This is a genomic window from Clostridium gelidum (assembly GCF_019977655.1).
In the GTDB taxonomy this organism is placed as follows: domain Bacteria; phylum Bacillota; class Clostridia; order Clostridiales; family Clostridiaceae; genus Clostridium; species Clostridium gelidum.
Genome location: NZ_AP024849.1, coordinates 1,968,089 through 1,988,717, shown reverse-complemented (window position 1 = coordinate 1,988,717; position 20,629 = coordinate 1,968,089). Strand labels below are relative to the sequence as shown.

Sequence of the window (20,629 nt, the reverse complement as noted above, 5' to 3'; positions counted from 1 at the left end):
ATAATATTATAAGGGGATGGGTTTGGGGGGTATTGAAATTTCATTCTTCTGTACATCTATATTATAACATAATGTGACAAAATGTTCTATATTTTTTCACATTTTTATTTATTATTTTTCGACAAATCTAAAAATAGGTATCTAAAATAATGTGGAATATTTAAATAATATGATTTAAACTAATATTATTGCTTCTATTATTGGTAATAATAGAAATAAGTAATATAATAAATTGCTATTAACTAGAATTATGCCCCTTGAGGGTATAAATAGAAAAGAAGGTGAAGATATGAATTATATCATATATGATTTAGAATTTAATCAGAAAAATAACGCTTCTACAGAAACTTATAACAACTCTATAGAAACTGAAATTAATAACAATTGTAGTATACCTTTTGAGATTATTCAAATTGGAGCATTAAAATTAAATGAAAATTTTCAATTAATTTCCACCTTTAATATGCTAATAAAACCAACAATATATAAATCTATTCATCCTTTTGTAGAAAATTTAACTAAAATAACTGATGATATGGTTGCTTCATGCAAAGATTTTATTCATGTTTATGAAGATTTTCTAAAATTTATTGGCAATGATGAAATAACATTATGTGTTTGGGGAGCCGCTGATATTAAGGAACTGGTAAGAAACCTAAAATTTCATAATTTATCTACTTCATATGTTCCTAAGTATTTTGACATTCAAAAATATGCTTCAAAATATCTTAAAGCGCCAGAAAAATCTAGAATAGGTCTAAGAAATGCAATTGAGCTTTTAAATATACCAATTGAAGGTGAATTTCATGATGCTTTTAATGATGCTTATTATACTGCAGAAATCTTTAAGCTTATTTATAATGATAATATAAAACCTATGATTTATACCCCTGCTTCTCCTAGAAGAATATCACAGCCAAAAGAAAAAATTGATATATTATCCTTAATAAATCAATTTGAGAAAATGTATAATAGAGAAATGTCTGAGGAGGAAAAATCCATAATAAAGCTTGCTTATATGATGGGTAAAACTAGACAATTTATACTTTAAATACATACACATGGGAAAAATATATACAAAGTTGATTTAAATATTATCTTATGCTAAAATTGATTTATTGGTTGCAAATATATATAAATACTTTATATAGTTTTCTAGGGTTCCGCAGTTTATAGCTTGCAGGTCCGAGAGAAAACGCACAGTTAAGTGTGTACACGGAAGGATAAAAGCCTGGGAGATATTTTTAATAATATTTCTATTGGCTTTTTTATTTTTGCTTTTTTAAAATTATGTCAAGGAATATTATGATTATGATATAAAAAATACACTAATAATTTTATATTAACGTAGTACTTAGGCACAGTCAAAAGAATAACAAGTCCATTTGCCATCCTATTTTTCATCATAATGGAAGCTCGATTCGCATGCGCTCATTGAGTAAGCGATTCACACCAAATCATAGATTTGGGTTCACTGCTCATGTCGGCAAATTGACCTAATAGACCCACTATGAGGGCAATTTATCCCCTTGCCTGATGAAAAATATTCATGGCAACTTTGGACTTGTTATTTATTTTCATGTGCCTTATAAAAAGAAAGGATGAAAATAAGATATGATAGAAAAAATATTAACACTGAAATTATTAAAAGAAAAATATGGAGTTTGTAGATTAGATAAAAATGAATTAATTCCTAGATGGGCACAAAGTAGTGACTTTTTCTCTATAACAAAAACATGTGATGAATTATCAATAGTATGCTCACAAGATCATATTCCTAATGATATAAAGTGCGAAAAAGATTGGAGAATTTTAAAGATTGAAGGGCCATTAGACTTTTCATTAATAGGAATCCTTGCTTCAATTAGTAGAATATTAGCACAAAATAAAATAAGTATATTTGCTGTTTCCACTTACGATACAGATTATATTCTTGTTAAAAATAAGGATATAGATAATGCTGTAGATTCACTTGTTAAAGAAAGATATGAAATTATAGGATAAATTAAGTAATGTTAAAAAGTTATAAGCGGACAATACCACCTATAACTTTTTATTATATTTCAACACTATATTAAAACATATCCAAATATTTTTGCGCCATAAATTAGAACTTATATCTAAAGGTTTTTTAATTTATATTTATATAGTGGCCTTCCAATCTTACCATATTCAATGATTTTCTCTAGTTGTCCTTGTTTGCTCATATAATCAAGATATTTTCTAACAGTAACCTTTGCTATGCCAAGTCTTTCAGATAATTCCTCAGTAGTAAAATATTCTTCTTTAATGTTATCAAGTTCATTAACTATTGATTTATAAGTATATTTATTAAGACCTTTTTCAAGATTGTATACTAAATCTTCATCACTGCATTCCTTATTTTTGCTGGTTAAAATAAGCTTATCAAGTTCACCTTGTTCAATAGTTTGATGATTTGTAAAACTACTAAGTCTTTCTTTAAAAATACCGAGAGATTCTCTAAACCTTTCAAAGGTAAATGGTTTTATTAAATAATCTACAACTCCATATCTAAAGGCTTCCTTAATTCTTTCCATGCTTTTATCAGCAGTAATTAATATAACATCTGATGATATTTCATTTTTTCTTAACCACTTTAAAAAATCTATGCCGTTTTCATTGGGAAGATAAACATCTAAAAGAATTAAATCAACAGTGTTTTTTGATATAAACTCCTTTGCTTCTGTAAGATTTGCAGCAGCTTTTTCTAATAAAAAGCCATCTATTTTATTTAAAAACTTAGAGTTTATTTGCCTAACCATTGGATCATCTTCAACAATCATAGTTTTAATCATCGTTTAACCCCTTTCCATAGGTATAGATATATTCCACTCTGTACCACCATTAACCTTAAAGTCTATAGTGCCTTTAGCTTCGTTAATAATTTTTTTTACTACGTACATTCCAACGCCACGTCCACCATCTTTACTTGTAATTCCCATTTCATAAATTGAGTCTCTTATATTTTCAGGTATTCCTGATCCATTATCTTTTGTAATAATTTTAAGTTTATTCTCTTCTTCATATATTTTTACATATATTTCACCAGTTCCATCGTTTTTAACTACATCTATAGAGTTTTCTATTAAATTACCAACAACAGATACAAGTTCCTGTGAATTCATATATTCTGGTAATTTAGTTATTTTCGAATTTTCATCTATTACTAAATTAATTCTAGCTTCCTCACATTTACTATACTTAGATAGTATTAATGCTGCAATTGCTACATCCTTTATTTTATCTGATATTATTGTAGCTATGTTTTTTTTACTTGTTGCAATAACATTAATAAATTTAACAGCTTCATCATATTCCTCTAATTGAACAAGCCCTGAAATTGTATGTAATTTATTCATAAATTCATGATTTTGAGCTCGAAGTGACCATGTCATTTTTTTTATTCCAGTAAGTTCTTCTGCCATTTTACGTACTTCTGTTAAATCTTCAAAAGTTACAACCAAACCTAAAATTTGATTTTTAAAACCTCTTATAATACTATATTTACACATAATATTTAAACCTGGACGTACCTTTATTTCTATATTTTTCATTGGTTTCACACTACTTAAAACCACTTGAACCATACTTTCATATGTAAAATTTGTAATTGGTTTTCCTATATCACTTTCTTTTATTTCTAAAATTCTGCTAGCTTCCTCATTAAATAAAGTTATGCAACCCTTATTATCTAAAGCAATTATGCCTTCCTTTATATTTTCAATTACAGTTTCTTTTTGTTTTAATATTAGAGCTATTTCTTCAGGTTCAAGACCAAATATAGCTTTTTTAATGTTATACGAAAGAGCAATTGCTCCTGAAACGCCTAAAATCAATCCAATTATTATAGTAGGCATAAATTTATAAATTTTAGTATACACTTCATTATCAAATTTATTATATAACATTCCTACAGCTACTGCACCTATCTGTTTATTATCATCATCATAAATAGGAGTAAAAGCTCTTACAGAAACTCCAAGACTTCCACTTGCTGTTGATATATATTCTTCCCCCGCACTTAATACCCTTTGTTCATCACCACCCATAAATTTTTCACCTATTTTATCTTTCACTGGATGAGAATACCTTATACCATTCATATCCATAACAACTATAAATTCTACGTCTGTCTTTAAACGAGCTTTCTCAATTTCATCATTTAGCAATTCATTGGAAATGTTTTCATTCCCCTTCAAATATTGCTTAACTTCATAAGTTGATGCAAAAGAATTAGCTATATTTATCATATTTTTATCTATTTGATCTCTTAACAATCTTTTCATTTCAATAAATGAAAAAATTGTTATGCTACCAATCGAAATCACTAGAATAATTATTACAAAGGATGTTATTTTCTCTTTTAACTTCATTTTATCACCTATCACAACTCTATATTTAAATATGTTTAAACTTATTATATATAAAAATTGAATTATTATATATAGGAGAGTTACTCTAATTTAAAATATAATCCATTTTGTTTACTTTTAACACAAAAATTAAGAGCGCACTTCCTAAGAATCCGCTCTTAATTATATAATTTATTTATATTCCCCAAATTCTTATTGTCTTGATAAAACTCTAATTACGCTTGTTCTAATGCAAGCATTTCATCTACAACTACTGGATATCTACTATATAAGCATATTTACCAATAGAACTCGCAATATCACTTGCTATTATAGCTCCAAGATTCGATGCATGCTCTCCTTGCACATTTTTCCCTCTCTTACATTTTCATCTTAAGTATTTCCATTTTATCAATATATTAAACTTCACTTTTAAAATAAAAAATGCGACCTACTTTATCTAAAACCGTCTATAAAATTACGAGAATATATGCTTCACTCATGCTATACATTTAATTTTGAAATTAAACCTTTGAAATAATCATTTTTTATCATGCCGTAGCTTCAGTAGCTTTAGTAGCTTCATTATTTGATTTTTTTATTTTATTCTTATTAATCATTTTGAATACAAACGATACAATGAATGGGCAAATGATAGCAGATACTACACATGATGCTGCAACTTGTGCAGTAGCCACTGTTGCTATAGTAGCAATTGTTGGATCTAATAATGCAACAGCTGCTGGTGTGGCTACTGCATTTCCTGCAGTTGATCCAGTTGCTAGTCCAATTACAGGCTCTTCTTTAAATATTTTTAAAAGTATATAACCTCCTATTCCAGTAAAAGAAGCTAATATTCCTAATAATATACCAGGACCTCCAGCTGTTATAATAGTTGAAAGATTCATTCCTGCACCCAATGGGAATGAAAAGAATGGAATTAATAATAATTTACTACTTCCAAGAAATTTTCTCATATCAGGATCAAGATTTCCGAGTATCATTCCTATTATTATTGGAACTAATGTTGCAACAAGTGACATAAAAGGAATTTGTGCAAGTCCCGATGCACCTAATGCAACTAATGTGAAAAACGGACCATCTTTTAAAGATAATAAAGCGTAAGCACCTACATCAGTTTCATCACCATATTGTGAAGCAAGAGATGCATATAATCCTCCATTACAATTTGTCAATGCTGCAAGAACAGCTAATGGTGATAAACCTAATACTCCAGCAGGTCCAAAAACTTTTCCTACAGCTATACCAATACCAGCACCCACTATAAATTTTCCAGCTATTAATAATACTCCTTTTTTTAATGCCTTTGGTGCTAGTTTGAAATTAATTTGTGAACCAATAAAAAACATAAAACAAGCTAAGATTGTTGATGATGCTGCTGAACTAAATAATGCTGTTGTAAATCCACCAATTTTTAAAACTTGTGGACAAAATGTATTAACTAATACCCCTATGAAAAGTGGAACAATCATCATACCACCTGGAATTTTATCAAGTGTTCTCTTAATTGGAATTTGCATAATTATACCTCCTAAGTTTTTATCTTTTAATTTAAACATTTACATTTTTAATATTATTGAAATTTATAATTTCCATCGCTCATCTATAATTTTGTGGGATTCGCTTTACTTAACCTAAATTATTATTTAGCTTAAGTTGGTGTATTTTTGATTCTATACATGTCCTAACAACCTTTACACTAGTTATTTAGTAACATGTATAAAATCTATATCTCTACTAATGATATTACTAGTATTATTAATACTTTTACTACTTTCTTGCAACTCCGCTTTCTCTAGCAGCTTTTGCAATTGCTTCTGCTACTTTTTTAGCAACATTCTTATCTAAAGCACTTGGAATTACGTTGTTTTCATTTATATCTTCATCTTTAATATAGTCAGCTATTGCATATGCAGCAGCAAGTTTCATTTCTTCGTTTATTTCTTTTGCTCTAACATCTAAAGCTCCTCTAAATATTCCTGGGAAAGCTAAAACATTATTTACTTGATTAGGATAGTCTGAACGCCCTGTTCCTACAACTCTTGCACCAGCCATCTTTGCTTCATCAGGCATTATTTCTGGTGTTGGATTTGCCATTGCAAAGATTATTGAATCCTTATTCATTGATTTAACCATTTCAGGTTTTAATATTCCTGGAGCTGATACTCCTACAAATAAATCTGCGCCAACTAATGCATCTGAAAGATTACCTGTTATATTATCTGGATTTGTTATTTCTGCTAATGCATCTTTAGCATCATCAATTTTTTCCATTCCCCTATATAGAATACCTACTTTATCAACAGCAATTAAGTTTTTTACTCCTGAAGATAATAGAAGTTTAGCTATGGCAGTTCCAGCTGCTCCAGCACCATTTATTACTACTTTTAAATTTTCAAGTTTCTTATCTACTACTTTAAGTGCATTTATAACACCAGCAAGTACTACTATTGCAGTTCCGTGTTGATCATCATGAAATACTGGAATATCAAGTAATTTTTTAAGTTTCTCTTCAACTTCAAAGCATCTTGGAGCTGCAATATCTTCTAAGTTTATTCCTCCAAATGTTGGAGCTATTAATCTAACCACGTTAACGATTTCATCAACATCCTTAGTATCTACTAATATAGGAAATGCATCAACATCTGCAAATTCTTTAAATAATATTGCTTTACCTTCCATTACAGGCATTCCTGCCATTGGTCCTATATCTCCAAGTCCAAGTACTGCTGTTCCATCCGTAACTACAGCTACTAAATTTCCTTTTGATGTATATTTGTATACGTTTTCTTGGTCTTCATGAATTTTTCTACAAGGTTCTGCAACTCCTGGTGTATATGCAAGGCTTAAATCATCCCTTGTTTCAATCTTAACCTTAGATGTTATTGAAATTTTTCCTTTTCTTTCTTCATGTAATTTTAAGCTTTCTTCAAAATAATTCATTTAAAACACTCCTTCTTTATTTAAACATTTACATTTAATACTTGTTAATTTGTTGTTGTTTGTTTGGTGTAACTAGATAATATCATTTTGTCTGAAAATTTAAAATATTAAGTAACTTTAAATAACGTTTTGTAAATTAAGAATACTTTGTGTATTTTTTAACAATTTTGATTAATCCTTATAAATCAACACTTTACGTGATATTGATAAATAAAAAATATGTTTATTTATTCTGAATTTTTAGATAATAATTCACATTCTTCTGCAAAAATGCATATTGCCTATATTTATTGATCCTATAACTCAGCAGTACAGAATTCAAAAATAAATAAACTGTATATTAAAGTAGATACAATAAAATTGTGTCCACTTTAATATACAGTTTTACATATTTTCTAAAGTTCTTTTATAACACCAAAAATCTATTCTTTAATCTTTATCGAACGAAGTATACAACATTTTTTTTACTGATTTTGCGCATATTTCTATTAAAGAATCCTTGTCTAGATTTGATTTCTCATTATAAACAATTTCATGGCAGGTATCTTCAATTAGAGAAGATATCAAAAAGTATTTTTCCTTGTCATTTTTAATATTTATATTGATATTTTTAAATTCTTCCATACATTTAATAACCAAAAGCCCCTGCTCTTTACGGAAACGATATCTAATTTCATTATCTATATATGATAATATCATCATTTCTTGGTGAAACTTAGGAAATATTTTATGGCTTTCAATTATTATATTTATAGTGGTTTTTATCATTAAATCCTCATCATTTGTATCTTCCATTTTATTTATTTCATCAACAATATGATTGTAAATAGTGGTCTCATATAAATCTGCTACTTCTAAAAAAATATCCTTTTTATCCTTAAAGTATGCATATAGACTTCCAGTAGCTAGCCCTGCTTCCTTAGCAATTTCAGCTGTATTAGTATTAAAATATCCTTTTTCATTAAATATTTTTAATGCAGCATCAATTATTTTTCGCCTCTTTTCTATTGACCTTTTTTGAACTGGTATCCTTATTTCTCTTTTCATAATATCACCTAGTTGAATGTTAATATAAATCATATATTTTGTCAATAAAGTGAATATGAAATGTATTTCATGTATTGACATTATTAAATATAGAATCTATTATATAAACATGAAACATATTTCACATTAGGAGGATTTTATGAAAAAAAGTAAAGTTATTTTAGGTTTTACGGCATTAATTATTGGTTGTTTTTTAGGTGTTTTGGATAGTACCATAGTAAATATAGCATTACCAGACATAGCAATTTATTTAAGTAAAAGTATTAATGATGTAAGCTGGGTTACAACTGCGTATTTGTTATCATTTTCAGTTTTCTTAATTATAGGTTCTAAAATTGCAGATCAATTTGGCAGAAAGAAAATATTAATAATAGGATTATTTATATTTGGGCTATCATCACTACTTTGCGGATTAGGAAATTCCTTTGGATTTTTAATCATTATGAGATTCTTTCAAGGGATAGGAGCTTCTATTATAACACCTGTTGTTTTGCCTCTAGGACTTGAGATTTTTGGCAAAGAAAAAAGAGGCTTTGTAATAGCTGTATCAGGTGGAATTACAGCTTTGGCCGCAGCTGTTGGTCCACCCTTAGGTGGTATAATTCTCCAGTATTTAAACTGGAAATATATTTTTTATGTTAATGTTCCAATATCTATTATAGCTATAGTTTTTGCAGTTATAGCTTTAAATGAATCTTATGATACTACGGTTTCAAAAAAAGTAGATGCTGCAGGTGCAATTTTACTTATGATAAGTATATTTTGCTTAGTTTTCCCACTTCTTAAGGGAAACGATTATGGATGGCAATCAAAAATAATAGTATCACTTTTTTGCATTTGCATTTTATCAATTAGCGTATTCTTATTTGTTGAAGTTAAAACTAAAGAACCAATGCTACCACTTAATTTATTCAAGGAAAGTACCTTTACGGCCTCTTGCATTTTATATATGTTGGCAGGCTTTGCAACAGCTTCACCACTATTATTATTAAATTTTTATCTAGAACAGATATTTAGCTATTCTCCTCTTAAATCTGGAAGTATACTAATGACTCTTTCAATAACTTCAGTATTAGGTATTCCACTAGGTGGTGTTTTGGCTAAAAAGATTGGATCAAGATTTGTTAATTTCTCAGGAATACTTATTGTTGGAGTAGGTACAGTGTTGTTATCACAGATAAATATAAACACTTCAATAACAAGCATGAGAATAGCGCTTGTTATTATGGGAATTGGATTTGGGTTTTCAGTACAGTCAATAGCTTCATCAATAAAATATCTACCTGTAGAAAAAAGTGGTATGGCATCAGGAATTATTAATGCTGGAAGGCAAATTGGGATGTGTGTAGGCATTGCAGTTCTTGTAAGTATATTAAACAGTAATGTCACAAATGCAACTAATAACATTAAACAAGATGTTGCGACGCAAATAAATTCACAAGCAAATCTAGATCCAGTTATTAAAGAAAAAATGTTGAGTAATATTAATAATTCAAATCACAATTCAATATCAGGTTCAAATGAAGACTTTATTAAGGATATTGATAAGCAAGGTAAAATAATGCTAGCTAAGGCACCTGACAATAAGAAAGCAACAGTCTTAACTACCATAAACGAGCAAAAGACAAGTGTAGAATATATAATAAACTTTGCTAAAGATCTTAGAACTAAAAAGCTAACCAAGGCTTTTGATAATACATTTGTAGTTTCATATGTTATAGTTTTTATATTATCTATATGTGGCTTATTTACTGATAGAAAGCCAACAGATGATGAAAAAATGATAGCCTAGTAAACAAACTTTCTCAATGCATAAAAGAAAATATCAGAGCAAATATATAATGTATATATAAATAAAATGCAGTTGTTAGTTCTAAACTTACCACTGCATTTTAAAAATTCTTTTGCTTATAAAAATCATTCATATGTTTCTATTTTTCCTCTCCATTGTTCATTTAAATAGATTATTAGATTTAAAGATTTTTCTCTAATATATTTCTTCTATGCCTAACAATCTAGGTCTACTATCATTTTTAATTTTTATATATACCTTGGCCACTTTCATTTGTAAAGTATTTATTGCTGTTTTTACTTTACATATAAAGTAATAATCTTCTATACCATTAGTAACTACAGCTATAGGATTAAATTTCCAACCTTTTATCCCATCTAATGCTTTTGTTAGTATTTTTTTATCTTCACTTGAAATTACATTTCTTATTTCTAATTCATTATTTGCTTTTATCATAATATCAACCGTCCCTTCTATATAAATATATTACCATTGGTTTTTGACAAGTTCTTGTCAGCTTTATTAAGTTTTTCTTAACAAGTTATTACAAAAATATCAATGTAGCCTATGAAATGTAATTACTTATGACAACTTTGTAATAATTCTTTGTTTTCTATACTATATTATAGTGAACTTAGTTAATATTAATCAATAAATAGGAGACTCATATGTATACTAATTCTATTAAACCAAAACTTTGGATTCTTATTGGCATCCCAATTATTTTTCTCTTTGGATCATTAATGCATTTTGCATATGACTTAAGCGGACACTCAACTATTGTAGGTATCTTCACCCCTGTTAACGAAAGTATTTGGGAACATTTAAAGCTTTCTGTATATCCAACTTTTCTTTGGTGGATTATAGGCTTTTTTATATTGGATGATGTACCCACATACAGATGGTTTAGATGTTGTGTTTTTTCAGTTATTGTTAGTCCCATTGTCATAACTTCTTTTTATTATACTTATACTGGTGCCCTTGGGATTCATTCCTTATTTCTTGATATATTTTCTTTATTTTTAGGTCTTCTTATTTCTCAGTGCTTTGCACTTCATCTTTATAATAGAGCAAAGATAGAGAAGTTTGACTTTTATCTCTCTATTTTAATAAGTCTATTAATAGTTATTACCTTTACAATTTTTACTTTTTCTCCGCCTAAATTACCCATATTTATGGATCCTATTACTCAACAATATGGAATTTAATAGTACAATCTTGTACCTAAATAATTTTATTTTATAAGGCACATGAAAATAAATAACAAGTCCAAAGTTGCCATGAATATTTTTCATCAAGCAACGAGACGAATTGGCCTCATAGCAGGCCTATTCGGTCAATTTGCCGACGTAGCATGATGGAAAATAGACTGACAAATGGACTTGTTATTTTTTAATTGTGCCTAAAACACAAAAAATAGTAACCTCCTTTTATTTGGAAGTTACTATTTTTAAGTTGAATAATTTATTATTCACTATATCTATTAAATTTTAGATAATTTCTTTAAATGCTTTTCTGAAATCTCTTTTACTTTATTTACACGTCTTGCATATTTTTCTACATCTCCAGCATGCTCAGTAGTCATCCATGTCTTAACGATTTCCATTGCTATTGCTGAACCAATTATTTTTCCACCAATGCAAAGAACATTTGTATCTGAATGTTCACGCGCTAAGCTTGCACAAAATGGATCTTGGCAAACTGCTGCATATATACCATATATCTTGTTTGCAATCATAGCACTACCATATCCAACTCCATCTACGAAGATTCCACGATCAGCCTTTCCTTCTGCAACTGCCATTGAAGCAGGATAAATATAATCTGGTAAATCACAAGATTCTTCATTATGCGTTCCAAAATCTATTACCTCATGTCCTTGTGCTTCTAAATACGCCTTTATTTCTTCTTTCAACGAAAACCCTGCATGATCATTTGCCATAGCTATCTTCATAATTGTATACCTCCAACTTAAATTTTGTTATATATGTTGTAAATCAATATACAAATTATAACATAGCTTTATGATGTTTAACATATCAAAAGTTGAGAGTACATCTTTATTTTATTCTTTTCCAATACCACTTAGGAAACAACATAGAAAATGTTAAAAGAAGAGGACTAGAAATATTTCCATAAAGAGTGCTCATTGCATAATATGAACTCATAGATACAGAATATAATAATATAGTTCTTAAAACTGCTTGACTTATATTCAAAACTCCCCATGCAATAGTGACTATTCTCCAAACCGCTTTATACTTTGGTTGTTTTTTAAATTCTTCCGAAACATTTTTTAAATAACTTTGTTCAACTATTATTTGAATTAATGACCTTTCTAAAAACAATGAGCCAAAGAAAACTAAAGCAAGTAAAATATCCTGTATTATAGGAGCTACTAAATAAAAAGTAGGATTTTTTGAAATAACAGTTCCTATTATTCCAATTCCAGCAAAACTTGCACCCATCGCTGCAAGTGCATTAATTTTATGATCTTTCATAAAATTAATTAAAACTACACCGATACTCCATACCCCTGATAATATTATTCCACTAAGAGTCATTTCCATTTTATCAAAAACCGAAAATATTATAATAGGAATAATAGCACTTACAACAAAGTCTTTGTTAAATATATTTTTTAATACTGAATATTTTTTATTTGAATTATTATCGGATATTTTTTCCATAATCAATCTCCTCCTTATTATTTCCAACCTCGATTTGCATTTTTTACGTAAATTTCAGGATCAATAACCTCTTTATCAATTATGGCTTGAGTTTCAGCTTCTATATATCCTAGGTTTACCACTTCTTTTCCTGCACTTCTAAGTGCTGAGAAAAATGGTGCATACATTTTCTTTAACATATCATTCTTATTCACAGAGCTAAGTATCCCGCCTTGTCCACATAAAATATATGCTGCTAAATTTCCTTTTGTCATAACCTTAAAAGTTTCCAATAACCCCGAAAAATTATATTCCCCAGGAAAACCACAGTTTGAAATTAACACAGTCTTAACAGGTACTCCCCTTTTTAAACGGCTAGGATGTGAATAACTATCACCAACTTTAACTATTTCTCTATTATTTAATGGAAGCATACGATCCATAAAATCTTTCATGATTCCAGTAACTGTATAATAATATAATGGAGTAGCGTAAACCATTATGTCTGACTTTGATATTTTCTCAAGTAATTCCTCCATATCATCTTTATGAATACACTTTCCCGGAGTCTTTGTCCAACAATTAAAGCATCCAATGCAATGTTTTATCTTTTTATCCTTAAGATAAATTATTTCAATCTCTGCCCCTGCTTCTGTGCAACCTTCAAGAAACGGCTTTAATATAACCTCTGTATTTCCAAATTGTCCTTTGGGACTACCGTTTATTGCTAAAACTTTCATTTAAAATATCTCCCTTCATTTTTTATTGTTTTATAATCATATAACTTTTTTATAATTCTATAATTTTTCATGGCTCTATTAATCTTATATATCCTAATAATTCTTTTATGAATCTATAGATTGTTTATGACCCTATAAATCTTTTATTGTCTCTAATGCTTCTAATGTTTCATTGCACCATTTTATTTCTGCTTCTTCACCTTGTTTTCCATTATTAATAGTAATAGTCCATAATACTAAGTTTTTTTTATCTGCTTGAATCTTTCCAGAATTAAATAACTCTTCAATTTCTGAATACTTTTGGAGATTTCTTTTGCAATCTTCCTTTCTTTTTTTGATTTTTTCAGCAATGTTTTCTACTGGTATATCTTTGGATAAGAATATTTTAAGTAAAAGCTCTGATCTAGTAGGTTGTTGTTCTATTGGAAGCATAAGCCACTCTTCTAATTCTTTTTTACCTTTTTGTGTAATAGAGTATACATTCTTAGCTGGTCTTCCTTCTGTTTGCTTTACTTCTTTTGTTATCAAATCCTCTTCTTCCATTTTTTGAAGTACAGGATATATATGACCATAATTTTCATTCCAAAAATGTCCTATAGAATAATCGCACATTTTCTTAATATCATATCCTGAACCTGATTTATTGTTCAATATCCCCAAAAGAGCATATTTAGTTTTATTTACTTTTGCCATTTAACTTCACCTCTTATATATCACTCTGATATAATTCATATTATATCAGAGTGATATATGTGTCAATACTTTTTTATTTTATTGCTAATATATTATTACTTATATTTACTACAATTCTCCAATATAATATCAATGGTAATAAAATGAGTATCACTCTGATTAGAATTTAGTCAAAGTGATACTCCTCTTCAATTCAAAGAAAAAAATCTCTAAATAATTGAAATAAAATATCAATCATTTAGAGATTTTTACATTTTGGATGCAAAACAACAAGTTATTGCGTAATACGTCATCACGTTCCCCTAATAGCCAATTATGAGATTTACTATTATTATAAAATATTTAGAATCCTATATTTTAAATTTATCTACAGTATTCTTAAGATTTCCAACCAATTCTTCTAATTTATTAGTAGTTTCTCCAACTTGATGCATACATGCTGTTTGTTCTTCATTTGAAGCCGTAACTTGTTCTGTAGCTGCTGAATTTTCTTCAGTTATGGCAGCAACATTACTTATAACTTCATCTGTAGTGTTAGCTTTATTAGCCATACTATTTGCAGCTTTTGATACTTCTGCTACAATAGAACTTATTTCAGTAAATACCTTCTCTACTTCCTCAAAGTTTTTCCCAACTGTGGTTGTAATATCAACGCCATGCATTACTTCATTTGTACCCTTGTCCATTTTCTCTGCTATGTTTTCAATTTGTTTTTGAACTCCATTTATAAGGTCTGCTATTTTATTTGAAGCAGTACTTGATTCTTCCGCTAATTTCTTAACTTCATCTGCAACTACAGCAAAGCCTTTTCCTTGTTCCCCAGCTCTAGCAGCTTCAATAGCTGCATTAAGTGCTAATAAGTTAGTTTGTTCTGCTATATCACTAATTACATATACTATTTGTCCAATTTGTTTGGATTTTTCTAGTAAGTTTTGCGTTTCTTTAACATTATCGCTATTTGTTACTGCTATAGTTTGTATACTATCTATAACTTCTTTAACACCTTCTGCACCAGAACTGCTTACCTTCTTAGATCCTTCTACAACATTTAGCATATAATTACATTTTTTAAAGACTTCATCTATATCTGCAACTAATTCCATTGTTGCCTCTGAAGCCATACTAGCACTTTCAGCTTGTGCAATAGCACCTTTAGCTATCTCTTGCATACTTCGTGAAACCTCATCAGTTCCTCTTAATGATTCATCTGTAGCTACACTCAACATATCTGATAATATGCTAACTTCATTAGCAGAATCACTTATATCACTTATCATATCTTTAAGTTTAGTAACTGTATTATTTAAACTCTTCCCTACTTTTCCAATTTCATCATTTGAAGTAACTTTCAATTGTGATGTAAGATTTCCTAAAGCAATTTCTTCAGAAAATGCAGATAATTTAATTAGTGGTGATACCATACGTTTTGCCGCAATCATAACTATGCCTACAAGAATAACAACAATTATTAATGTAATCAAAAGTAATGTTACCATTAATTTTTCAGAAGCAGCAAATAATTCTTGTTCTGATATAACACTTGCTACACTCCATCCAGATAGAGGAACTTGATCATAAAAAACAATAAAATTATCTTTACCAGACGTAAATCTAAAAGTACCTGTTTTCTTATCAAGCATTTCTTTTCCTAATGACTGCATATTTGCATCTTCTACTTCTGCTATTTTACTTTTCATTACTAATTCTTCATTTGGATGTACAAGAACAGTTCCATCTTTTCCAAGTAATAAACTATAACCTTTCTCACCGAATTTAAAATCCTTAACTTTATCTTGAATATAAGAAAGATTGACAGCTGATATCATTGTTCCAATAGATTTATCAGCTTCATTTTTAATAGGTACACCTATTACTACTAATGTTTTTCCTGTTCCTTTTGATACAACTGGATTTGACATATTATAAGGCACACCACTCATCAAATCTTTATACCATGGTTTTTCAGATACATCTCCTGCCACGAAATTTCCATTTGAATATTGAGCTCTAGATATACCATCATTGTTAAATAAAGTAGCTGATGCATTATCATACTCACCAGGATAGTTTTTCTCTAAAAACTTAATTCTATCTGAATTAAATTTATCAACTGCATCAAGGTTTGTTTCAATTTGTTTAGCTGTTGGAGTATTTGATGCACCTCTAACTTCAAGAAGTTTACCCTCCAACCATCCGTTTACGTTTTCAGATAACTTATGAGTTTCAGAAATTCTATTACTAATAATTTCATCTTGAATTGTTTTCCTAAATTGATATAATGCTGTTCCACTCAAAATAAGCATACCAACAATAACCATGGGCAAAATACTAAGTAATAATTTGATTTTAAATGATAATTTTTTAAACATTTTTAGTCCCCCTTTAAAGTTACTATATGTGAATATGTTAATACGAAATTTATGTAATTTAAGTATACACTGATAAATTTTATGAAGAAATCACTTTACAACATCTTAACTTATTCCTAACCAAATTGATATATAAGTTTCGACTATAAACGGCATATTTAGTTTTTTGTTCTAAGTAGCTTTCATTTAAATCATATATATTATAATAATATCATTAATCTACAAATAAGTATAAACACATTTTAGATTGGTTGAGTCAAGTAAAAGTTGGCAAGAATTTTATTTAAATTATTATCCATTATTTTACATTGCATTTTTAAAATTTCCCTACCCATACTGTATATTTAACTATAACTAATATCACTAAATGATTTTAATCCACATAAATCACGTACTATTTTTCTACCTAACGTTGCGGCAGCTCCGCTATACGGAATTTGTGCACTATTGCACTTATATGCCTTACACTTATTAGATTCTTTATTCGCTTGAAATACTGTTAATGGTAGTTTTGCAACTACTGTATCAATAACATCATCAGAAATAATATTTCTGTAGATTTTATCTACAGTATCAAACAACCTATTACTAAATTTTTCAGATAATATTTTAGATAAATTATCTGCACCATTAATAGACCAGCTCATTTTTCTGCCCTTCATTCTTTGAGCTAATACATCACAAATATTATGTTCCATTGTGCCTAGATTCTTGTATTCCATGCCTTCCGGCGCCGTAGGCATGTTTATGTCACTTCTTAATTTATACGGTATTAATCCATCTCTATTGTGAACAAAGTAATCATATAATTCAGTAAGCTTCTTAAATGCAATATCTTTTTCGTTTGTAAGTATCATCATATTTACAATAGTTTCTAGACCTTCATCAATTTTACCTTCTCTAAATAGTTTTAGTAATTGCTTTTGAGCTCTTTTATCACTTACCTTACGTATAATCGCTTGGCCTACATGAAATGGATCTAGCTGAAAATGAATGTCTTCATCCTCACAAGTTGCTTTAATCCAATTTGCTCCATCACCGTTTAATATTCTAGTTTGAATTTCATCTACATTGTATTTTTCTGAAATTGTTGCGCTAGCAAGCTTTTTAAAGTGATTGGAATTGCTAAAGCTTGCACAAACAGTTTTATCAACAACCACATATTCTTTTTTGCTCCCTGGGCGTAAAGTCCAGCCAGTATATGATACTGCTAGTTTTAACTCTTTCTTTTTATTTTTCCCTTTTGGTCTATCATTACCTTGAAGATAGAGCCAAACTCCATCTTGCTCCTGAAACAATACTGGTACTTCCTTTTCGCCTTTTAATGCACCTTTGTCATTTAACTCAATTTTACGATTTTCTATTTCTTTAATCTTTTCCCCAAGTGTTTGAACTATGTTCCAAACGCCTTGAGCACTAATATCTTGATTACACATAGTTTTAATATTCTCAGATGTCTTTCTAAAAGAAACCTCCGTCACGTTAGTTAAAATAGTTTCTACGAGATTTATAGACACATTTCCTAAAGTGTCCATCCCTAAATACTCATCCAAAAGGTACTTAGTTGCTTTCTTACCATCTTCAAGTTTAAATTCATAAATGCGCCTAGAATACTCTACGTTCCCCATAATAGTCCTCAAACAAGTTTGCTTACGACCTTTATTACGGTAAACCTTGCTATCTCTTTCATTAAGTAGTTTTTCATCTAAAAATTCTAATATACTTTTTAAAGCATTACAAGCTTCGTCACAAGCATATTTATAAATTCTTTTCTCTAACTCCTTGAAAGTCATTCCTTTATCATTTAAACTTAATTCATACATAAATATAACTCCATTCTATTTAGTCTTAGCAACTTAATTATAATGGATAATTTATGTATTTGGGAGATGCTTTCGCATCTCCTTTTACTATTTATACAGTTTTTATTACTGTTTCTGCCTACTAAAATTATACTCTAACTTTAGATTTATTCTCAATCAACTCATTTAGTGTAATTTTTATACAAATAGTATCTTTAAATTTATAGTTCATTTGATACTTTTATTTAAATTTCAACCCATTTTAAATATAATATAATATAATATAATAATTAAACCACCAAAAATTAATCTAACTAATTAATTTTAGTGGTTTTTATTATTAATTGTAAAATTATATTTTATATTTTTCTAAATCATTTTTAAAGGTTTCAGTAATTCCCTTAAAATCATATATATTATCTATAAGTTTTTTAATTTCATTAGTATAGTTTATTACACTAGCACTTACCTCTTCTGAAGATGCTGAATTTTCCTCTGCAATAGCAGCTAAGGATTCTGTACTATCATAGACATTAGATATAGCATCAGCTTCAATATTTAGCTTCTTTATAGTCTCTATCATAGAATTAGCTACACTTTTTACAGATTGGTTAGCTTCAAAGCTAACATTTCTAACATTGCCAAGATTATCAGTTTCATTTGCCAATACATCATACTGAATGTCTATTTGCCCTACTAGGGCTCCTATTTCACGAACAAACTGTTCTAAATTAGAGTTAATTTCTAAAACTGCATCTTTAGACTGTTCAGCTAATTTTCTTATAGACTCAGCTACAACTGAAAACCCTCTTCCTTGCTCACCAGCTCTAGCTGCCTCAATAGATGCATTTAGTGCTAGCAAATTAGTTTGTTCAGATATTCCTGAAACTATAGAAACAATATTAGTTATATCTTTAGCTCTTCCTTCAAGATTTGTTCCTTTAATCTTAACCTCATTGAATTTCACTAAAGAAGTCGAAATGTTTCTACTCGCATTATCTACATTTTCATAGCTGTTATTTATTTTATTTATTGCCTCTTCAAGCTCTAATTTATTAGAATTTTCATTTTCAACTATACTCCTTAAAGCTTTAATATTTCCATTAAGTGCTTGTGCTACAACATCTGTATTTTGAGCTTGCATAACAGCACCTCCTGCAACTTGTTCAACAACACCACTTATTTCATTAGAAGTATGATCCATTGATTCAGATATTTTATTTATAGTATTCACAAAAGTATTCATTTCATCTGTAACACCTTTGAATCCAACAAAGTCAGCTTGTATAACTTTTTTATGACTTTTAAGAAGGTCATAAATTTCTTCAAAGAAATCATTTGTTACGATTTTTCCATCAATATTATATTGATTATTTATAATTCGCCCAAGTTCTTCTTTTATTTGACTCATAGGAGACATCATCAAATAAACGCCTGCAAATGCTCCAATACCAGCTACAACACTTCCAATTATAGATTTAATAATATTATCAATACCTAACATAGGTAAAAATACTATTGCTGATATTATAAATGTAAATAATCCTACTTTAACTCCAAAATTTTTAATAAAACCCAAAGAAAGTAATCTATTAAATAAGTACTTCTTACTATAATATATATCTTTATCAAAAATGAGCTTTAATTTTAATTCACTATCAGTTCTTGATACCTCTTCTATATTTACTTTTTCATTAAAATGTTCACAAGATCCATCTAGCATACCAAGAAAATAATCAAACATACCTCTAGAAGAATTATAACTAAATATAGCTTCCCTACTTGAAATAGGCTCAATTAAAACTAAAGGTGGCTTTGCTCCAGCGAATTTTTTTGTCATTACTACATGTACATCGAACATGGATTTTAAAAATGAATATACATTATCATGTTTAAAAAATGCAGGATAGTCTTGACTGAATGATTTTATGTTATCTTGTCCAATTTTCCTCCATAGAACCCCCAATTCCATATTTTGACTTTTGGCTATGTATGATATTATTTTTTTTACTTCCCCATCATCAACATTTTCAATAGGCGAAAATATTTTTCCACTTCCCCATCCAACATAATTCATTGCCTCATTAACAGTTGAATCTCCAAACAGTTTTCTATTGGTTCTCATCCAAGTTGATACAACAGTACCTTTCATCTATATGTTCCTCCTTAATTTATTTATA

17 protein-coding genes, 1 pseudogene and 1 riboswitch are annotated in these 20,629 nt (G+C 28.8%); of the genes and pseudogenes, 4 read left to right on the top strand and 14 right to left on the bottom strand.

Features of this window, described 5'->3' with window-relative positions; all coding sequences use genetic code 11:
• The first annotated feature begins 289 nt into the window (after window positions 1–289).
• Both psyc5s11_RS08780 and psyc5s11_RS08775 read left to right on the top strand, forming a co-directional pair.
• The gene (locus psyc5s11_RS08780; protein WP_224037223.1) at window positions 290–1,051 is read left to right on the top strand and encodes a 3'-5' exonuclease; all 762 of its coding nucleotides are present in this window, start codon (window positions 290–292) and stop codon (window positions 1,049–1,051) included.
• 93 nt (window positions 1,052–1,144) lie between these two features.
• A riboswitch (guanidine-I (ykkC/yxkD leader) is annotated at window positions 1,145–1,240 on the top strand.
• Between the two features lie 374 nt (window positions 1,241–1,614).
• A complete protein-coding gene (locus psyc5s11_RS08775; RefSeq protein WP_224037222.1) occupies window positions 1,615–2,004 on the top strand; it encodes an ACT domain-containing protein in 390 nt (129 codons plus the stop codon).
• 116 nt (window positions 2,005–2,120) lie between these two features.
• On the opposite strand, the gene psyc5s11_RS08770 is transcribed toward psyc5s11_RS08775, so the two are convergent.
• From psyc5s11_RS08770 to psyc5s11_RS08745, 6 genes and pseudogenes are all read right to left on the bottom strand, one after another.
• On the bottom strand, window positions 2,121–2,816 hold the full coding sequence (locus psyc5s11_RS08770) for a response regulator (RefSeq protein ID WP_224037221.1): 696 nt from the start codon (window positions 2,814–2,816) through the stop codon (window positions 2,121–2,123).
• A gap of 3 nt (window positions 2,817–2,819) precedes the next feature.
• A complete protein-coding gene (locus psyc5s11_RS08765; protein WP_224037220.1) occupies window positions 2,820–4,394 on the bottom strand; it encodes an ATP-binding protein in 1,575 nt (524 codons plus the stop codon).
• A gap of 236 nt (window positions 4,395–4,630) precedes the next feature.
• A pseudogene (locus psyc5s11_RS08760) lies at window positions 4,631–4,740 on the bottom strand (butyrate kinase); the annotation flags it as partial.
• A gap of 184 nt (window positions 4,741–4,924) precedes the next feature.
• Window positions 4,925–5,914: a 2-keto-3-deoxygluconate permease gene (locus tag psyc5s11_RS08755; RefSeq protein WP_311196419.1), complete on the bottom strand. Its 990-nt coding sequence runs from the start codon at window positions 5,912–5,914 to the stop codon at window positions 4,925–4,927.
• A gap of 250 nt (window positions 5,915–6,164) precedes the next feature.
• Window positions 6,165–7,337: an NAD(P)-dependent malic enzyme gene (locus psyc5s11_RS08750; RefSeq protein WP_224037219.1), complete on the bottom strand. Its 1,173-nt coding sequence runs from the start codon at window positions 7,335–7,337 to the stop codon at window positions 6,165–6,167.
• A 429-nt stretch (window positions 7,338–7,766) separates the two neighbouring features.
• On the bottom strand, window positions 7,767–8,384 hold the full coding sequence (locus tag psyc5s11_RS08745; RefSeq protein ID WP_224037218.1) for a TetR/AcrR family transcriptional regulator: 618 nt from the start codon (window positions 8,382–8,384) through the stop codon (window positions 7,767–7,769).
• Between the two features lie 139 nt (window positions 8,385–8,523).
• Between psyc5s11_RS08745 and psyc5s11_RS08740 the strand changes: the two genes are divergently transcribed.
• Window positions 8,524–10,176, top strand: a complete 1,653-nt coding sequence (locus psyc5s11_RS08740; protein WP_224037217.1) for an MFS transporter — start codon at window positions 8,524–8,526, stop codon at window positions 10,174–10,176.
• Between the two features lie 195 nt (window positions 10,177–10,371).
• Here the strand turns inward: psyc5s11_RS08740 and psyc5s11_RS08735 are convergent, their stop codons facing one another.
• The gene (locus tag psyc5s11_RS08735; RefSeq protein WP_224037216.1) at window positions 10,372–10,632 is read right to left on the bottom strand and encodes a hypothetical protein; all 261 of its coding nucleotides are present in this window, start codon (window positions 10,630–10,632) and stop codon (window positions 10,372–10,374) included.
• Between the two features lie 212 nt (window positions 10,633–10,844).
• Between psyc5s11_RS08735 and psyc5s11_RS08730 the strand changes: the two genes are divergently transcribed.
• On the top strand, window positions 10,845–11,384 hold the full coding sequence (locus tag psyc5s11_RS08730) for a DUF6512 family protein (RefSeq protein ID WP_224037215.1): 540 nt from the start codon (window positions 10,845–10,847) through the stop codon (window positions 11,382–11,384).
• 275 nt (window positions 11,385–11,659) lie between these two features.
• On the opposite strand, the gene rpiB is transcribed toward psyc5s11_RS08730, so the two are convergent.
• The 7 genes from rpiB to psyc5s11_RS08695 all read right to left on the bottom strand — a co-directional run bounded on the left by rpiB (window position 11,660) and on the right by psyc5s11_RS08695 (window position 20,601).
• Complete coding sequence (rpiB, locus tag psyc5s11_RS08725) at window positions 11,660–12,130, bottom strand: ribose 5-phosphate isomerase B (protein WP_224037214.1); 471 nt, start codon at window positions 12,128–12,130, stop codon at window positions 11,660–11,662.
• Between the two features lie 106 nt (window positions 12,131–12,236).
• Entirely contained in the window at window positions 12,237–12,866 is a 630-nt protein-coding gene (locus psyc5s11_RS08720) for a VC0807 family protein (protein ID WP_224037213.1), read from the bottom strand.
• Window positions 12,867–12,883: 17 nt separating this feature from the next.
• On the bottom strand, window positions 12,884–13,585 hold the full coding sequence (locus psyc5s11_RS08715) for a flavodoxin family protein (RefSeq protein WP_224037212.1): 702 nt from the start codon (window positions 13,583–13,585) through the stop codon (window positions 12,884–12,886).
• Between the two features lie 132 nt (window positions 13,586–13,717).
• On the bottom strand, window positions 13,718–14,278 hold the full coding sequence (locus tag psyc5s11_RS08710) for a PadR family transcriptional regulator (RefSeq protein WP_224037211.1): 561 nt from the start codon (window positions 14,276–14,278) through the stop codon (window positions 13,718–13,720).
• 350 nt (window positions 14,279–14,628) lie between these two features.
• Window positions 14,629–16,647, bottom strand: a complete 2,019-nt coding sequence (locus tag psyc5s11_RS08705) for a methyl-accepting chemotaxis protein (protein ID WP_224037210.1) — start codon at window positions 16,645–16,647, stop codon at window positions 14,629–14,631.
• 344 nt (window positions 16,648–16,991) lie between these two features.
• Complete coding sequence (locus tag psyc5s11_RS08700; RefSeq protein ID WP_224033258.1) at window positions 16,992–18,470, bottom strand: ISLre2 family transposase; 1,479 nt, start codon at window positions 18,468–18,470, stop codon at window positions 16,992–16,994.
• A 331-nt stretch (window positions 18,471–18,801) separates the two neighbouring features.
• The gene (locus psyc5s11_RS08695; RefSeq protein WP_224037209.1) at window positions 18,802–20,601 is read right to left on the bottom strand and encodes a heme NO-binding domain-containing protein; all 1,800 of its coding nucleotides are present in this window, start codon (window positions 20,599–20,601) and stop codon (window positions 18,802–18,804) included.
• Window positions 20,602–20,629: the final 28 nt, after the last annotated feature.

What these genes read in the sequence shown, in the direction of transcription:
- psyc5s11_RS08750 (WP_224037219.1), bottom strand. Translation starts at nt 7,337, where the DNA reads ATGAATTATTTTGAAGAAAGCTTAAAATTACATGAAGAAAGAAAAGGA.
- psyc5s11_RS08765 (WP_224037220.1), bottom strand. Translation starts at nt 4,394, where the DNA reads ATGAAGTTAAAAGAGAAAATAACATCCTTTGTAATAATTATTCTAGTG.
- psyc5s11_RS08715 (WP_224037212.1), bottom strand. Translation starts at nt 13,585, where the DNA reads ATGAAAGTTTTAGCAATAAACGGTAGTCCCAAAGGACAATTTGGAAAT.
- psyc5s11_RS08775 (WP_224037222.1), top strand. Translation starts at nt 1,615, where the DNA reads ATGATAGAAAAAATATTAACACTGAAATTATTAAAAGAAAAATATGGA.
- psyc5s11_RS08770 (WP_224037221.1), bottom strand. Translation starts at nt 2,816, where the DNA reads ATGATTAAAACTATGATTGTTGAAGATGATCCAATGGTTAGGCAAATA.
- psyc5s11_RS08780 (WP_224037223.1), top strand. Translation starts at nt 290, where the DNA reads ATGAATTATATCATATATGATTTAGAATTTAATCAGAAAAATAACGCT.
- psyc5s11_RS08755 (WP_311196419.1), bottom strand. Translation starts at nt 5,914, where the DNA reads ATGCAAATTCCAATTAAGAGAACACTTGATAAAATTCCAGGTGGTATG.
- psyc5s11_RS08735 (WP_224037216.1), bottom strand. Translation starts at nt 10,632, where the DNA reads ATGATAAAAGCAAATAATGAATTAGAAATAAGAAATGTAATTTCAAGT.
- psyc5s11_RS08745 (WP_224037218.1), bottom strand. Translation starts at nt 8,384, where the DNA reads ATGAAAAGAGAAATAAGGATACCAGTTCAAAAAAGGTCAATAGAAAAG.
- psyc5s11_RS08705 (WP_224037210.1), bottom strand. Translation starts at nt 16,647, where the DNA reads ATGTTTAAAAAATTATCATTTAAAATCAAATTATTACTTAGTATTTTG.
- psyc5s11_RS08695 (WP_224037209.1), bottom strand. Translation starts at nt 20,601, where the DNA reads ATGAAAGGTACTGTTGTATCAACTTGGATGAGAACCAATAGAAAACTG.
- psyc5s11_RS08700 (WP_224033258.1), bottom strand. Translation starts at nt 18,470, where the DNA reads ATGTATGAATTAAGTTTAAATGATAAAGGAATGACTTTCAAGGAGTTA.
- rpiB (WP_224037214.1), bottom strand. Translation starts at nt 12,130, where the DNA reads ATGAAGATAGCTATGGCAAATGATCATGCAGGGTTTTCGTTGAAAGAA.
- psyc5s11_RS08710 (WP_224037211.1), bottom strand. Translation starts at nt 14,278, where the DNA reads ATGGCAAAAGTAAATAAAACTAAATATGCTCTTTTGGGGATATTGAAC.
- psyc5s11_RS08720 (WP_224037213.1), bottom strand. Translation starts at nt 12,866, where the DNA reads ATGGAAAAAATATCCGATAATAATTCAAATAAAAAATATTCAGTATTA.
- psyc5s11_RS08740 (WP_224037217.1), top strand. Translation starts at nt 8,524, where the DNA reads ATGAAAAAAAGTAAAGTTATTTTAGGTTTTACGGCATTAATTATTGGT.
- psyc5s11_RS08730 (WP_224037215.1), top strand. Translation starts at nt 10,845, where the DNA reads ATGTATACTAATTCTATTAAACCAAAACTTTGGATTCTTATTGGCATC.